This is a genomic window from Vibrio sp. HM8-C (genome assembly GCF_058630515.1).
Genome location: NZ_JBMMKS010000002.1, coordinates 108,911 through 124,993 on the forward strand (window position 1 = coordinate 108,911; position 16,083 = coordinate 124,993).

Genomic DNA, 16,083 nt, shown 5'->3' on the forward strand with positions numbered 1-16,083 from the left:
CTTGGCGCTGCAGCTTCAATTAAGAAGGGGATAGATTCAACGGAGAAACACAATGAGTACAGTTTGGGTGACGGGCGACGCTGTCGTTGATTTGATTCCTGACGGTGAAAACCATTACCTCAAATGCCCAGGCGGCGCTCCTGCAAACGTTGCAGTAGCGATTTCTCGCTTAGCGGGCAAAGCCGCTTTCTTTGGTCGAGTAGGTAATGACCCGTTAGGAAGATTTATGGAACAAACCCTGACGCAAGAGCAAGTGGATTGCGAATATCTGGTACTGGACAGTGAGCAACGAACCTCAACAGTCATCGTCGATTTGGACGACACTGGCGAGCGTAGTTTTACCTTTATGGTCAAACCCAGTGCCGACCAATTCTTGCATTTGAGTGATATCCCTAACTTCAGCCAAGACGATTGGCTACACGTGTGTTCTATTGCATTGGCAAATGAACCTAGCCGTAGTAGTACATTTGAAGCTATTGAACGCATTAAACGCTCTAGTGGCTACTTCAGTTTTGACCCGAACCTACGCCCTGAAGTGTGGCAAAAACCGCAAGAACTGGTTGAGACTGTCATGAAAGCAGTCGCAAAAGCAGATGTGGTGAAGTTCTCTGAAGAGGAATTAACCTTGTTAACGAATACTGATTCTATCGAGCAAGGCATCATAGCGATTCAAGCTTTGAATATTCCTCTAGTGATCATCACCCAAGGTTCTAAAGGCGCACTTGTGGTGACACAAGATGGTCAAACGCTAGTTAGTGGAAAAGTGGTAAAACCTATTGATACCACTGGAGCTGGCGATGCCTTTGTAGGTGGCTTGCTTTACCAGTTATCACAGTCGCCAAATTGGCAGAGTAAAGAGAACATTGCTCTTGCGGTAGAAACGGCACACGGCTGTGGCGCTCTAGCGACAACCCAGAAAGGCGCAATGACAGCTCTACCTAATCAGCAAGCGCTCAAAGCATTCCTGCTATAGTCTTAAAACCAATTAAATACGGAAAAGCCACCTTTGATTCGGTGGCTTTTTGTTTTTGACTCTTTTGGGTATACAGAGCGTGTTTGGATAAACGGAGTGTGTTTGGCTAGACGAAGTGTGCTTTGGAACCAACAAACTCTAAAGTTACGGTATAGGTGCAAACGTTGAAGCGACTACCGATTTTAGCGCAGCGAACTCTGCGTTGGCACAAGCACCATTTAACGCAATACGTGTTGCACTCGCAGGTGTAAACACTCGTCCTGTCATAACGTGTTCACCGTGATTAATAAACACCTCTAGCGATGAACTATCGGCGAGTATTTGCAAGTGGACATCTTTTTCAGTATCTAAAGGCATCTCACGAATGACATCGCCTTGACGAATCTCGGTTTTGGTACGGTCAAAACGCAATACGCCAAGCGCTTTATCAAGCTCCAATAGCACACCAAATTCATCGCCTGACATCAATTTCAATGCACTTCCCCAAGGTAAAGTAACATTAAGCTCGTAGCTCTTCGTGGATAAGTCGATACCATGCTCATCCAAACTCAGTTTCGTTTGGGATTCTCTCAACTCAGCTAGCTCGCGAATTGGGCTTTGCACGATTCTACCGCCCTGCCATTTCAGCTCACGCAAAGCCGTGAATTGATGTATCCAGCCATTGTCACAGCTCGGTTGTTCAACTTCATCAGGAAGCCCCATCCAACCCACCATGACTCTTCGCCCATCTTCAGTCTCCATGGTCTGCGGAGCGTAGAAATCAAAACCCGCATCCAGTTGCCAACCTTCAATGAAATGAAACTTGCCTTGGTTGTCCTGCTCAATATTGAAAATGCGGTTTTGGTGTTCAATGGTGTGATTCGGGTTTTGTGACTTAATCCCTTGCGGGCCAAACACAAAAAACAGTTGGCCGCTGAGTTCGAACATATCCGGGCATTCCCACATATAGCCAAAAGGCGCAATGTCGTCCCCATAAAGGGAATCAAACGACCAGTGCATCAAATCATTTGAATGATAAACCGCTAAGCGTCCTTGAAGATCAGTCGTCTGAGCGCCCAGTAACATATGCCACTTATCTTGACGGAAAAGGATTTTCGGATCACGGAAGTGCTCCGTCACACCTTCTGGCAAAGTGCGAATAACCGGCCCTAGCTTATCCTCAGAATTATCCGCGTTTAGGCGCGCGACACATTGCATCGTTTGTCTTTGACGATCATGCCCTAATCGAGTGTTACCTGTGTAAAACAGCAACAACTCGCCTTCATGGCTGACAGCATGACCTGAAAATACGCCATGGCTATCAAACCAATCTGAAGGTGTGAGTGCGATGGATTGCCAATTCCAGTTAACCAAGTCTCGGCTTTTTAGAAGAACCCAGTACTTGTCCTTGTGCTCACAAGCATAGGGATACCACTGGTAGAACAGATGATATTCACCATTGTGAAAGATAAATCCATTCGGGTCGTTTAATAAGCCTTGCGGAGGAGAGATATGCCATTGAGGGCGATATGGACAATCCGTAGGTTTTAGGTAGTTTTGCGCGAAAGCTTTCTGTTGCTTCGCGATTAAACGGCCTAGAGTCGCTAAATCCTCGTCACTGATACTGCTGCATCTTGGCATTGAAAGTTGCCATTCGCCCAAAACGGACTCTTCAACAACAAAATCGGGTGTTGGCAGTACTTGCTTAGCATCTCGAACAGCAACGACAACACGCCCTTCAGGCGCCAAAATGCGTGAAATGTTGTCTACACCACCAGCAAGTTCAATGAGGAATTGTAATGACATGGTCTTACCTAGCTAAATTGTAGCGAAAACTAAAATAGTGTTTTCCGCAAATTATTTCGGGAACGTTCTCAAAATATAAAACAACCACTCAATTAGCAAGTATTTAAGCGACTAAGAAGGCATAGAGTATGGTTTGTGTGAAGCTGGGCACAAAGCCCAGCGTGTTATAAGTGCTCAATGAATATGTTGAGCTAGCAGGTTTCGCGATCAATTTTTTGGAAGGTCAGTACAACTTTGCTCATCTCTTGTCCTTTACCTGCTATACGTTCAAGGAGCATCTTGGCGGCATTTTCTCCCGCTTTATCAAAGGCATAATTGAATGTTGATAAGCTTGGTGTGCTAACAGAAGAAAGCTCATCATTACCAACGCCTAACACTTTGATTTGTTTGCCCACTTTAACACCCTGCTCTTGCAGTGCTCTTATGGCGCCTAGAGCCAATCGGTCTGTGGCACAAAACAGACCATCTAATTTTGGATGTGCTTTTAACTGCTCTTTGGCTAAACGATAGCCCGATTCTATGGAAAAATCGCCGTGTGCATGGAACAAAAGTGACTGATTATGAAAGCTTAATGAGTGCTCTAAGCCCTGTGAACGTTGAACATCAACTGCAATATCATCGCTTTGTACGCCAATAAAACCAACGTGTTTACAACCCGCAGCCACTAATCGGTTACCTGCCTCGAAGCCAACACGCGAATCGTCATGAACCACACTTGGAATGTTATAGAGCGATCCATCTTGCCCCACCAGTACGACAGGCACCTGTGAACTCTGAATGGCTTTCACTAATGGCGCATCCAAATGCGTAGCGTAGAAAATAATACCTTCGACTCGTTTTTGGTTAAATATTTGAATATATTCAAGTTCCTTTTCATGAACCTGATGAGTGTTAGCCAACAACACATGTTTTCCAGCTTGCTCAAAAATCGCGGTTAAGCCATCCACACCTTGTGCAGTTGCATGGGAACTCACACGTGGAACGATCACTCCGACTAAGTTAGTCTTCTGTGACTTCAAGTCTTTTGCAACCTGATTGACCACATAGCCACACTCTTCAACAGCCTTTAATACTCTGATTTTTGTTGATTTTTTTACACCATACTCGTTGTTAATAACACGAGATACTGTCGATTTCGATACACCAGATAATCTAGCGACATCGTGCAAACTTGCCATACTGCTCCCTATTCATAGCAAATTGGGATTGTTTGCAAACTTCTCTGCATCCGTCCCATGTATTTATCGTGATTTTACCCTTGTTTTTATCATTTCCCCCCTTTCTTTTGGCGATCATCTTCACAATATTCACTGTTTGCTTTTGACCATAAGAAAATTTTTCACAAGAATCCACTTTGCAAACGTTCCCAAAAATACAATTAAGAACCAAATTTTAACTATACTGATTATTAACATGAACCGGGGTGAGTTATGGACTATCCAGTCATAGCAAAACAACTTCTCGACCATTTAGGCGGACAATCCAATATCCAAGCTTTAGCACACTGTGCTACACGCTTACGCTTAGCATTGAAAGACGATGCGTTAATTGATGAAGCCGCAATTGAGTCGCTTGAAGGCGTTAAAGGACAATTTAAAGTTGCTGGCCAGTACCAGATTATTTTCGGTTCTGGCATCGTAAACCAAGTTTACGCTGAGATGGCGAAACTGACTGGCTTGGCAGAAATGTCGACCAATGATGTCGCAACGGCTGGCGCAGAAAAACAAAACCTTTTACAACGTGCAGTTAAAGGCCTATCGGATATTTTCGTGCCGATTATCCCTGCTATCGTTGCTGGCGGTCTGTTGATGGGTTTGTTCAACGTACTAACAGCGCAAGGTCTGTTTATCGATGGACAATCGCTGATTGATGCAAACCCTGGTTTGGCCGATCTCGCTAGCATGATTAACACTTTTGCCAACGCCCCTTTTGTATACCTTCCGGTATTGCTAGCGTTCTCAGCTTCCCGCAAATTTGGCGGTAACCCTTTCCTTGGTGCAGCTCTTGGTATGCTCATGGTGCACCCTGACCTGCTCAATGGCTGGGGATTCGGTAGTGCGTCAGTTTCTGGCACAGTTCCAACATGGAATATTCTTGGCCTGGAAATTCAAAAGGTTGGTTACCAAGGCTCAGTTCTGCCTGTTCTGGTATCGGCATTTATCCTTGCCAAAGTAGAAAATGGTCTTCGTAAGTTTATCCCTTCGGTATTGGATAATCTTCTTACGCCAATGCTGGCAATCTTCATCACTGGTTTCCTAACCTTCACATTAGTTGGCCCTATCACTCGTGATGTTGGCTTCATGCTAGGTGATGGACTGAACTGGCTTTACGATTCAGCAGGTTTTATTGGTGGCGCACTGTTTGGTTTTATCTATGCTCCATTTGTTATTACCGGTATGCACCACAGCTTCATCGCTATCGAAACCCAACTTTTAGCTGATATTGCAGTTACTGGTGGTACTTTCATCTTCCCTATCGCTGCAATGTCTAACGTCGCTCAAGGTGCAGCATCATTAGCTGTCGGTTTCACAACCAAAGACATAAAACTGAAAGGTATTGCTATGCCTTCTGGCATCACAGCACTACTGGGTATTACAGAACCAGCAATGTTCGGTGTGAACTTAAAACTTCGTTATCCATTTATCGCGGCAATCACTGGCGCAGCAGTATCTAGTGCATTTATCACGTTGTTTAACGTAAAAGCACAAGCACTAGGTGCAGCAGGCTTACCGGGTATTATTTCTATCACTCCAGATAAAATCAGCTATTACATCGTAGGTATGGTGATTTCATTTGCAGTGGCATTCGGTATGACAGTCGCTCTTGGCATTCGTGAAAAAGCTAAACAGAGTACCCAAGCCCTAGCGTAATCCCCCTCAACGTTTACGCTTTGTATTGCCCACTACACTTTGTAGTGGGCATTTTTTATGACTGAAAAACAAGGGACTAAGATAACGCAGCAAGGATCTGTGGGCGGAAAATGAAGAACACTGCGCCAAGAAGACACAATCCTGCCCATACGAAATCCATACGGAATGGTTCTTTCATATAAATCAGTGCAAAAGGTACAAACACAGTCAGAGTAATGACTTCTTGCAGTATTTTTAGCTGACCAAGGTTTAATACCGTGTAACCGATGCGGTTTGCGGGTACTTGAAACAGATACTCAAATAAGGCGATGCCCCAGCTAACCAACGCCGCAACAATCCACGGCTTATGCCCTAACTCTCGTAAATGGGCATACCAAGCAAAAGTCATGAACACGTTGCTGATCAGCAGTAAGCCAATGGTGATTAACATAGGTGGGACGGCGAACATTCAATAAAACTCCACGCAAACTAATACTCAAACGAATTGGAGTTGCAGGTAGGCAACAAGTAGGCAGAGTATAGCGACATTATTTGCGCGGAGTGTGCACCTAACGCTCTGTATTAGCAATAACAATCGCTGAGTATTTATGGTCTAAAGTTAATACGCACATCTCGTCCATCTAGGTATTCTTCGATGACACAATCCCAGTGGTAGTGGCGGATGATCCTATGAGTTAACTCCAATCCTAAGCCGAACCCAAGTTGTTCTTGTGTATCTCCACAACTGATATCGCGATTTTTAATTGTCACTTCTGAACCGACTTGGCTAATTACCACAGTGCCACGTAGAGTGTGCTGATAAGCGTTACGAATAAGGTTGCTCAGGACGATACGGCATAATGTTGTTGGCAGTTCAAATACCCCGCCTTCAACACTCATCTCAACCTGCACATCTTTATCTCGAATCAGATATTTGAGCTCTTGGCTTAACTGTTTTAGCAGTTCACCCAGATTAAGCTGAGACAGCGGCAACTGATTATGTTGCCCTCGATTTAGCCACAGCAAAGTCTCACAAAGATCGGTCATGGTGACACCCGCTCGCAAGATACGTTCTAATACCTCTTTTTGCTTCTCGATAGAATTGGGTTTATCAACCAACTTTGCCATTAGTTCGGTATTACTTCTCACAACGGCGATAGGCGTTCTCAGTTCGTGGCTCGCATGCGCAAGGAACTTATGTTCACGGCGCAAACTGTCTTCCACCGACGACAAGCTGTTTTTCACAATCGTCGCCAAACGATTAAGTTCGTTGTAATGGAAGTCAGGCAAAGGGTAATTAAGCTGACAAGGGGTCAATGTTTTCGCCCATTTGGCAAGACGTTCTATCGGCTTGGCGACCAGCTGCATTACGAAGTACATGCACACAGCAAACATCGCCAAGGCTATCGTTGCATAGCCTAAGATCTGACATAAGTGAGGTAGTTCATTTTTATTTAGACGAGCACTCAGATCAGCCGATTCAATGTCATCGATAATGCGAGAAATATAGAGAACTTCATCATTATCACGCTCATATCTGAGTAAGAATAACGCTCGGTTAGGTTCTGAATACCAGTGGTCACGATACACTTTTTTGTTGAATTCGAGATGTTTAGTTGGCTGAGCAAACACCTCTCTGATTTCAGGAGTAACATCGTGCCATTGATGGACAATTTGAAAACCTAGCACAGATTGCGCGTGACTAGACTGCACAGGCGAAAATCGTCCAATCTCCTGCATGGTCATCCGAAGACCACCATCCAGTCCTTTTTCAAAATAGTTTGCAGTAAGTGTTGCAAAACCAGCAACAGTGATTGTTGCCATGCCCATAATGGCGCAAACAATAAATATTTTAAGACTGCGGCGAATCTTCATGACTTATCCTGAGAAGAGCTTTCCTGCAAGCGGATACCGAAACCGAAACCTGCAATAGTTTGAATCATTGGCTTCCACTCATTCTGATCAACCTGTTTACGCAAGTTGAAGATGTGTACTTTCAAACTGTTGCTGTCGGGTTGTTCATCACCCCAGACCATTTGCACAATTTTCTCTCGGGAGACAGCCGATGGGTATTCTCGCATCAAGACTTCAAGAATTTTCAGAGAAATAGGAGAAAGTTTGAGTAAGACGCCTGCACGTGTTGCTTGGCGATGACTAAGATCCAGTTCGAGATCAGCGATAGTCAGTTTAGACACTTGCCCGCTACGACGTTTTGCTAAAACTTTCATACGTACGAGTAGTTCTTCCATCGCAAAAGGTTTAACTAGATAATCATCTGCGCCACGGCTAAAACCTTCTAACTTATCGTCAAGCGTATCGCGGGCTGTCAGCATAAGAACAGGCGTTTCTACCCCGTTATTGCGAATGCGTTCACACACCGCTAAACCTTCAATTTTAGGTAAGTTTAAGTCGAGAATAATCACATCGTAGCGATTAGACATAATCAGGTTATAGCCCACCTGACCATCTGCAGCATAGTCGCAATCAATGTCTTCCAGAGACATATAATCAATTAATGCCGTCGCAAGATCCAAATCGTCTTCTACTAATAATGCCTTTAACATTTCCCAAACCTAACCTTTTTCACGGCATTGTCAGCCGCTTGCCCTCGAAACAGACGCGCCAAGGATACTATTTTCATTCATCCCAGTATAACGATTCGGCGTGTCCAATTTCACAAATACACTTCTCACTTATATCAGGCTAGATCATAAGCAGTTAAGGAAAGGTTAATATAAAAATGCCCAACACTTGTTGGGCATTTCGAAAGTAATTACATCAAATTGGGCAAAAACGTCATTAAGTGACAGGCTTAAAACTCATAGTTAAGTTTTAGCTCGATAGTACGTTCAGCACCATACCAGCAGTTCGTTTTGTCGTAGCAAGTGTAATACTCTTCATCAAACAAGTTACTACTAATAAGGTCTGCACTCGCACCAGCTAGTGAATCGCTGATCTCTGATAAATCATAGCCTAGAGACAAGTCAGCTACGATGTAGCTTGGTACTTTACCTTGGGTATTGGTTGCGTCCATATACATCTGACCAACATAACGTCCGCCTGCACTAACTCTCACACCACTAAGTGCACCCTGTTCAACATTATAGGTAGACCATAACGTCGCGCTGTGCTTCGGAACATAGATAGGAGTCGTGCCTTGTAAACCATTCGCACTGTCTTCGGTGACTTCGACATCAGCGTATGTGTAGCTCGCTGATACGTCCCAATTTGGCATCAGCCACCAACGACCTTCAACTTCAACCCCTTGGGAACGAACTTCACCTACCTGAACTTCATCTTGATAGTTAGCCGATGTAGGGTCTGTCACCACCATATTGCTCTTTATGATACGGTAAAGTGACGTTGTCAGCTGTTTACTCATGTCCGCAGAGACATACTTAACACCCACTTCAACCTGCTCACCTACTTCTGGTTCAAAAGGCTTACCAAATTTCGAATCAACACCCGCAACAGGCGAGAAGCTTGTAGCAAAGTTCACAAACGGCGAAATTCCTGAATCAAACTGATATAACGCACCTAAACGATAAGAGAACTCATTATGGTCTGCTTGTGAATTACTCCCAGAAAAATTATTGGTGCTTTTATAGTTATCAAATCGACCACCAGCGATAAACACCCATTGGTTCCAAAGTAGCTGGTCTTGAAAATACGTGCCAAGTTGTTCTACCGACACTTCATCGTTGCCTGCGTAGACTTCGCTGACATTGGAGCGATTCAACAAATGATTATTGGCGTTGTAGATATTAAATTGATAGAAACCGCTGTCACTGGTTGAGTACTCTTTGTAAGCAGAATCTCCGCTAAGAGTTTGATAATCGAGACCTAGGAGGAGGTTATGCTCTACGCTTCCCCAGTTCACAATCCCCGAAAGCTGGTTATCTACCACGAGACCTTCATAGTCTTCTTCAGTGGTATAGATATTACGACTTAACGTCCCTGTACTCTCATTAAAACCCGATGCTGAGTGATACGTGTTTTCCTGATAGAGCGATGCATCTGTATAACGAAGGTTTTGCAAAAAGCGCCAATCATCATTGAATTGATGTTGGATTTTATAACCCAGCATCATGATTTCGCGCTCGAAATGACTCCAGTTAGTATCACCAGCAAAGGTTGAAGCTGACGTTGTACCGTTGGTTATCGCAGCAAGCGGCAGCGAAGAGTTCATCCCCATTGCCGGATCATTCTGATAGTACATATTAAGATTTATTAGCGTGTTCTCGGTCGCTTGCCAATCAATAGATGGGGCGATGAGATATCGTTCTTCTTCCGTGCCATCCACCTGACCATCTTGTTTACGAGCTTTTGCAATCAAACGATAGGAGACATTGCTGTCACCGAACTGGCCAGTGGTATCCAACGTTGCTTGTGTTAAGTTGCGAGAGCCTGTAGAAGCGGACACTTCTGTGTGGTTTTCACTTTGTGGTGACTTAGCAATGGTGTTAACCATACCGCCCGGAGGCATAGAGCCGTACAAAACCGATGTCGGCCCTTTGAACACCTCTACCCTTTGTATCGCTAATGGGTCAATTTGTGGCTGTAAGTTCCAGCCTTTTAAATATTGAAGTACCAAACCATCGTAATACGTCTGATCAATTCGAAAACCGCGAATGTAGAAGTTATCGTACATAGTGACCGCACCACCTTTGGTTTCAGTCACAACCCCTGACGCATATCGCAATGCCTGGCCAAGTGATGTTACACCGCGTTGCTCAAGTTCTTCTTGTTCAATCACTGAAATAGCTTGCGGCGTTTCTTCTGGCTCCAACGCCGTTTTGGTTGCGGTGTTTCGGTAGGTTTTTCCTAGGATGGTTACCGTTTCGACAGAATCAGAACTCTTTTCTTGAGCGAACGCTAGCGGAGCACAAAAAGCCGCTAGTAATCCCAACGCAATCGGCGAAAAATGCATTTGTTTTTTTCTATCCATAATGTTTCAAATACCCTGCTTTCTTTATAAGAATAAATATCATTTGCATCTTACTCATCAATACAGAGAAAAAGTTAACAATTTGGAGCATCTTGCATCTCAGAGAAAAAGGTTAAAGGCTTAAACGGGTAAAATTGGCAACCAGTATTCCATTTCGGCGTCTTGTTTCTCACAATCATAGCCTTGTGGATAACGTTCTAATTCAAAGCCGTCTACGCCTCGATAGTCTGACTGAGGTAGCCAATGAAAAATGAACCATTCCAAAGTTTGTGCGAGTGCCGAGACAGGCCCCCTATGTTTGATTACCGCATAAGTCTGCGCAGGTATTGTTAGCTGTTCAATATCGACAGCCGATATTGGGATGCTTTCCGTTACACCTGCCAAGTAGCGAAGATTGTTGCCATTAGAACTGGCACAAGTGACATCAATCACTCCCGTTAATGGGTACTGCTTAACATCTGGGACAATGTGATACAAACGTTGCCAAAGCTCAGGAACTTGCTGAGAAAAGTTTGGTTGTGAAGACAAAATGCCACGAATATTGCCAATCACACCATAACAGTGAAAATCACTATAAGTTTCCACTCTGACTTCAATCAACTGTGGCGAAAGATGATGTTCTGGTTGATGCGCTTCGAGCGATGAAAAGGAGGTTAGCAAGGGTGTTCTCAATCCATATCGCTTACCCTGCTTGCGATACACTCTCGGGCTGACACCAAAATGCTGTTTAAAGGCACGGCTAAAACTCATTTCTGAACTAAAGCCCAAACCTATCCCAATATCGATGATTCTTTCCGAGCCAGCAAGAAGAGATTCGGCTGCGGCACTGAGCTTTATGTCTCTCACATAGTGAGCAACAGAGATGCCTGTTTCGCTTTGAAATACACGTTGCAACTGCCAACGAGACCAACAACTTTGTTGTGCTAACTCATCCAGACTGAATGCCTGTTCCATATTGGAGTGAATATAGTTAAGTAGTTTGCAGACTCGCTGAAAAGACGCGCTGGAACGGTTCATGACTCAAAACTAACAGTATAAAAAGATGGCGTATTGTCGCACACAATCGATACAAATAAGAACTATTATCACTAACGGGCAACAAAAAAGGGGCATCAGCAAAAAAGAGTTCCTTCTCTTCGCTTTAGCCCCGTGGATTAAAGGTAAAATCTTTAAAAATTAATGTGCTGCACCTGGGTCAACGGCATGTTGAGGTTTAGGTGCAAACCAGATGATGCATGCTGCGACAGCAAAGATAACAGCGATAACCATGAACAACTGATTGGTTGCCACCATGACGCTTTGTTTTTGCAGTAGCCAGTCCATAGAAGAACGTATCTGCCCTATTTCCATACCTGAGCTTTGCATCGCATGTGTCGCAACACCTGCTCTGTCGGTTAAACCTGCTAGCTCCGCATGGACATACCGAGTCTGATGCTCCCAAGAGGTATTGATCATTGATGTCGCAAACGCACCTGACAAAGTCCGAATGAAGTTCATCAAACCCGCAGCTGACTCCATCTCGCTAGGCTTCACACAACCTAGTGCAATCGCCGTTAGCGGTACGAAGAACAATGGCATACCAATACCTTGCAAGAACAGCGGATAACTCACTTGTTCAAAGGTCATATCCAAACTGCCAAAGCTACGCAGGAAGGTCCAAAGACCTAACCACATTACCCCGACAAACACGAATGGCCTCGGGTCAAACTTAGATGACAGATTGGCAATAATTGGCGCAAGGAATACAGCTAAAATCCCCATTGTTGCAGTCGCATAACCCGAGATCGTTGCGGTGTAACCCATATAGATTTGCAACCACAACGGCGTGATAACCGAGATACTAAAGAACGCACCAAACGCCAACGATAAGGTCATCATACTCATGGTGTACCCACGATGGCGGAACACTTTCAAGTCAACAACTGGGTCTCTTTCTGTCAGTTCCCAAATCAAGAAGGCAACAAACCCAATTACAGCAATGACAGCCAAGACAACAATTCGGCTTGATTCAAACCAATCGTGGTCTTTACCTTCATCTAGCATGATTTGCAGTGCTGCGACCCAAATAACCAATAGTGCCAAACCCACTTTATCGATTTTCGAACGTACGGTTTTGGTTTCAAACTGTTGAAGCAGTTTCCAACACAGTATCGCGGCAACAATAGCAAAAGGTGTTTTGACGAAGAAAATGTACGGCCAACTGAATTGGTCACACAGTACACCGCCTAAAATCGGTCCCATGATTGGCGCAACTAACGTTGTCATACTCCAGATACCGATCGCAGCATGACTCTTATCTTTCGGGAAGATTCGAATCATCAGCGTTTGCGATAAAGGCATCAATGGGCCACCCGCTAAACCTAAGAATACGCGGAAAGCCACAAGCATCGTCATGCTTGTCGCCAGTCCACATAATATTGAGAAGACACCAAACAGCACGAAACAGGTAACGAATACACGAATTGAACCAAAGCGTCTGGATAACCATCCGGTCAGTGGTACCGAAATCGCCTCTGCCACCGCATAAGAGGTGATCACATAGGTACCTTGGCTGGTTGATGTACCCAAACTGCCTGCAATACTTGAAACCGAAACGTTAGCAATGGTGGTATCTAGAATGGCGAGAAAGTTCGCCATTGCCAGACACAGAGCGCCAATGAATAACGCTCCACCAGTCAAAGGTTTGATGTCATTGTCTGATGAATGACTCATGATCCACCTTAACCTTGTTCAGATTGCTTAGATGCACGGTATTGAGCGATGGTTTGCTTGTTCACGTCCGCTTTGGTATCAATTTCTACTTGCATAGAAAGACCCACTTGCAGCGGATGAGCTTGCAAATCTTCTGGATCAAGTTCGATACGAACAGGAAGACGTTGAACCACTTTAATCCAGTTACCCGTTGCATTTTGTGCAGGGATCATAGAGAACGCAGAACCCGTACCACCGGAAACACCCGCAACCACACCGTGATAAATGACTTCATCACCGTAAAGGTCAGCAGTAATTGACACTGGTAAACCGATCTTCACATCACGTAATTCAACTTCTTTGAAGTTTGCATCTACATAGATGTTTTGAACTGGCACAACCGTCATTAGCGGTGTACCCATTTGAACTTGGCGACCAACCTGTACCTGACGTTTCGCGACCACACCTGAGATCGGTGCGCGAATAATGGTACGTTCTAGGTTAATTTTTGCCTGTTGTAGACGTGCTTTCGCTGCCAATACTTCAGGGTTATTTTCAACGGTTGTGTTGTCTGTCATCGCGGCATTCGCTTTTTGCGCACCGATAGTTGATAGACGGTTTGCTTGTGCCTGAGCCAATGCTGCTTTTGCTGCATTTAGGTTTGCTTGCGACTGCTCGAATGCTGTTTTTGCGTTTGTCAGTTCTTCACCTGATACTGAACCAGAACGCACTAAGTCTTCGCGGCGAGCTAAATCGATTTTCGCACGATCAAAATCGGCTTTCGCTGCATTCAGCTGAGCTTTCGCACGAGTTTCGTTTGATTTCTGTGCTTCAACTTGAGCAGTAAGACCTTCATCATTTGCTAAGTAGCTACGTACACGACGCTCAGCCAGTGCCAAATTTGCTTGTGCTTGGTCTACAGCAATTTGCGCATCAGTATCTTCGATCTGCACAAGTACATCACCTTTGTTGACGTACTGTGTATCAACCACATTAACACTCGCGATGATACCGCCAACCGCTGGCGTGACTTCTGCAATTTCAGCTGCGGTGTACGCGTTATCGGTAGAAATGTAACGCGAACCTACTAAATACCAGTAAGAACCGTAGCTGCCACCCGCAACAATAATCGCCGCGGCTAACGCTAAGAAACCTTTTTTACGTGACTTGTTTGCACCAGACGCATCGAATTCTGCAGCGTCGTTTTGTGATGGATTTGAACTCATGAATAGAAACCTTTTAAAAATTAAGACTCTGTGGTCTGGAAACCACCGCCTAAAGCGTGAATAAGAGCAAGATCAAGACTGAATGCGCGTGACTGTAAGTTAACCAACGCTCGTTGGTTATTGAGTAGCGACTCTTCAGCAACAAGCACATCTAGGTAAGTTGCCAAACCACCCTGATAGCGGTTAGAAGCAATCTTCAATGCTTGTTCTGCCGCATCCACCGCTTCTTGCGTTTTCGCAATACGAGCATCAAGTGCTTGAGTGCTAGTCACAACGTCCGCCACTTCATGAAGAGCCTGAGTCAGTGTCGCGTTATAGCCACTTACTGCTTCCTCATAACGCGCTTCTGCTGATGTCAGTTGCCCATCAAGACGACCACCCGTAAACAACGGCAAATACAGGGCTGGACCAATGCTGCCCGCATCATTGCCGCTCTCAAATAAGTCATTAAGACCAAAAGCCTGATATCCGATGAACGCAGAAATGCTCAAGTCTGGGTAGTACATCGCTTCTGCAATGCCCACACGTTCTGCAGCTGCCTCTGCGCGCCAGCGAGCGGCAGTAATATCTGCGCGGTGACCAAGCAAACCAACACCCGCGTCTTGCGGCAAACCGTAGCGCGTATCCAATTGAATGTTAGGTTCTGAAATTGTTAATGCTCTATCTGGCCCTTGGCCTACTAGGGCTGCAAGCGCATTTTTCTGCAGTGCAATCGACTCATTAATGCCCAGCATTTCAGCTTCAACATTGGCTGCAATCGCTTTTGCTTGATTCACAGAGCCCAGTGTTTCTAAGCCGTTTTCATATCGCTTAGTCAACAGCTCTACCGTTTTATGGCGAATATCCAACGCGGTTTCTACCGTATGCTTATTCGCATACAAACGAGACAGTTCTGCATAAGCGTTTGATACCGCAGTTGCCAGCATCAAGCGAGCCGACACAGCTTCTGCTTCAGCCGCTGCGAGTTCGGAAGTTGCCGCAGCAACCGATGCACGATTCTTACCCCAAAAATCAAAATCGTATTGGAAGTTGAGTGTCAACGTTCCATAGTCATTCCAACCACGAGGCGGCGTTGCTGCCTGATATTGGTAACTCACTTTGGTTTCAGAAGCACTAGCGGCTAATCCCACATTAACCGAGCGGCTCGCGCCTGCTTGCTCTGCGATACCTTGAGCGTTTTTCAGTCTGGCTTCAGCCATTTTCAAACTTGGCGCGCCAGTAAAAGCGTCATTGATAAGTTGGTTTAACTGAGGATCTTGGTAGCGATACCACCAGTCCTGAGTTGGCCACGCCATGGTTTCTGCGGCAGACAGACTTTGCTTAAACGCGTAGTCATTGGCTTGCGAAATTTCAGGCAAGTTTTCATTTTTCGAAACAGAGCAGCCCGCCAAAAGCGCTGCGCTGATCAGAGTTAGAGCGAAGTAAGGAACATTTTTGTTTCCGTTTTTTGAAAACTTTGAGTTAGAAAACCGTAAGTTAGAGAACCGTAAGTTAGAGAACCGTAAGTTAGAGAACCGTAAGTTAGAGAACCGTAAGTTAGAGAACCCAAGTTCGTTCCTTTGGATAGATCTTTTCACATTAGACAACCTTATAACTAAACCGTACAGTACA

Annotated in this window: 12 protein-coding genes; 2 read left to right on the forward strand and 10 right to left on the reverse strand. The window is 44.9% G+C overall.

Annotated elements, in window-relative coordinates; translation table 11 throughout:
* The first annotated feature begins 52 nt into the window (after positions 1-52).
* Complete coding sequence (gene cscK, locus ACOSVQ_RS03495) at positions 53-973, forward strand: fructokinase (protein WP_491981199.1); 921 nt, start codon at positions 53-55, stop codon at positions 971-973.
* A gap of 144 nt (positions 974-1,117) precedes the next feature.
* On the opposite strand, the gene ACOSVQ_RS03500 is transcribed toward cscK, so the two are convergent.
* Positions 1,118-2,758: a glycoside hydrolase family 32 protein gene (locus ACOSVQ_RS03500; RefSeq protein ID WP_491981200.1), complete on the reverse strand. Its 1,641-nt coding sequence runs from the start codon at positions 2,756-2,758 to the stop codon at positions 1,118-1,120.
* Positions 2,759-2,949: 191 nt separating this feature from the next.
* Positions 2,950-3,936: a LacI family DNA-binding transcriptional regulator gene (locus ACOSVQ_RS03505; RefSeq protein WP_491981201.1), complete on the reverse strand. Its 987-nt coding sequence runs from the start codon at positions 3,934-3,936 to the stop codon at positions 2,950-2,952.
* Between the two features lie 252 nt (positions 3,937-4,188).
* Between ACOSVQ_RS03505 and ACOSVQ_RS03510 the strand changes: the two genes are divergently transcribed.
* Positions 4,189-5,628, forward strand: coding sequence for a sucrose-specific PTS transporter subunit IIBC (locus tag ACOSVQ_RS03510; RefSeq protein ID WP_491981202.1), 1,440 nt, complete (start codon positions 4,189-4,191; stop codon positions 5,626-5,628).
* Between the two features lie 76 nt (positions 5,629-5,704).
* Here ACOSVQ_RS03510 and ACOSVQ_RS03515 read toward each other — a convergent pair whose 3' ends face one another.
* The 8 genes from ACOSVQ_RS03515 to ACOSVQ_RS03550 all read right to left on the reverse strand — a co-directional run bounded on the left by ACOSVQ_RS03515 (position 5,705) and on the right by ACOSVQ_RS03550 (position 15,881).
* Complete coding sequence (locus ACOSVQ_RS03515) at positions 5,705-6,076, reverse strand: DMT family protein (protein ID WP_491981203.1); 372 nt, start codon at positions 6,074-6,076, stop codon at positions 5,705-5,707.
* A gap of 137 nt (positions 6,077-6,213) precedes the next feature.
* Positions 6,214-7,482: a sensor histidine kinase gene (locus ACOSVQ_RS03520; protein WP_491981204.1), complete on the reverse strand. Its 1,269-nt coding sequence runs from the start codon at positions 7,480-7,482 to the stop codon at positions 6,214-6,216.
* Complete coding sequence (locus tag ACOSVQ_RS03525; protein WP_491981205.1) at positions 7,479-8,171, reverse strand: response regulator transcription factor; 693 nt, start codon at positions 8,169-8,171, stop codon at positions 7,479-7,481. The genes ACOSVQ_RS03520 and ACOSVQ_RS03525 overlap by 4 nt, the downstream gene beginning before the upstream one ends.
* Before the next feature lie 248 nt (positions 8,172-8,419).
* On the reverse strand, positions 8,420-10,555 hold the full coding sequence (locus tag ACOSVQ_RS03530) for a TonB-dependent siderophore receptor (protein WP_491981206.1): 2,136 nt from the start codon (positions 10,553-10,555) through the stop codon (positions 8,420-8,422).
* Between the two features lie 120 nt (positions 10,556-10,675).
* Positions 10,676-11,572, reverse strand: coding sequence for an AraC family transcriptional regulator (locus ACOSVQ_RS03535; RefSeq protein WP_491981207.1), 897 nt, complete (start codon positions 11,570-11,572; stop codon positions 10,676-10,678).
* Between the two features lie 159 nt (positions 11,573-11,731).
* Complete coding sequence (vceB, locus tag ACOSVQ_RS03540) at positions 11,732-13,267, reverse strand: multidrug efflux MFS transporter permease subunit VceB (protein WP_491981208.1); 1,536 nt, start codon at positions 13,265-13,267, stop codon at positions 11,732-11,734.
* 8 nt (positions 13,268-13,275) lie between these two features.
* Positions 13,276-14,472, reverse strand: coding sequence for an HlyD family secretion protein (locus ACOSVQ_RS03545; protein ID WP_102942658.1), 1,197 nt, complete (start codon positions 14,470-14,472; stop codon positions 13,276-13,278).
* 20 nt (positions 14,473-14,492) lie between these two features.
* Positions 14,493-15,881: an efflux transporter outer membrane subunit gene (locus tag ACOSVQ_RS03550; protein ID WP_258004341.1), complete on the reverse strand. Its 1,389-nt coding sequence runs from the start codon at positions 15,879-15,881 to the stop codon at positions 14,493-14,495.
* Between the last annotated feature and the right edge of the window lie 202 nt (positions 15,882-16,083).

Bases quoted from the DNA above. Each gene is read 5' to 3' on its own strand.
- ACOSVQ_RS03535 (WP_491981207.1), bottom strand. From the start codon at position 11,572: ATGAACCGTTCCAGCGCGTCTTTTCAGCGAGTCTGCAAACTACTTAAC.
- ACOSVQ_RS03515 (WP_491981203.1), bottom strand. From the start codon at position 6,076: ATGTTCGCCGTCCCACCTATGTTAATCACCATTGGCTTACTGCTGATC.
- cscK (WP_491981199.1), top strand. From the start codon at position 53: ATGAGTACAGTTTGGGTGACGGGCGACGCTGTCGTTGATTTGATTCCT.
- ACOSVQ_RS03545 (WP_102942658.1), bottom strand. From the start codon at position 14,472: ATGAGTTCAAATCCATCACAAAACGACGCTGCAGAATTCGATGCGTCT.
- ACOSVQ_RS03520 (WP_491981204.1), bottom strand. From the start codon at position 7,482: ATGAAGATTCGCCGCAGTCTTAAAATATTTATTGTTTGCGCCATTATG.
- vceB (WP_491981208.1), bottom strand. From the start codon at position 13,267: ATGAGTCATTCATCAGACAATGACATCAAACCTTTGACTGGTGGAGCG.
- ACOSVQ_RS03530 (WP_491981206.1), bottom strand. From the start codon at position 10,555: ATGGATAGAAAAAAACAAATGCATTTTTCGCCGATTGCGTTGGGATTA.
- ACOSVQ_RS03510 (WP_491981202.1), top strand. From the start codon at position 4,189: ATGGACTATCCAGTCATAGCAAAACAACTTCTCGACCATTTAGGCGGA.
- ACOSVQ_RS03525 (WP_491981205.1), bottom strand. From the start codon at position 8,171: ATGTTAAAGGCATTATTAGTAGAAGACGATTTGGATCTTGCGACGGCA.
- ACOSVQ_RS03500 (WP_491981200.1), bottom strand. From the start codon at position 2,758: ATGTCATTACAATTCCTCATTGAACTTGCTGGTGGTGTAGACAACATT.
- ACOSVQ_RS03505 (WP_491981201.1), bottom strand. From the start codon at position 3,936: ATGGCAAGTTTGCACGATGTCGCTAGATTATCTGGTGTATCGAAATCG.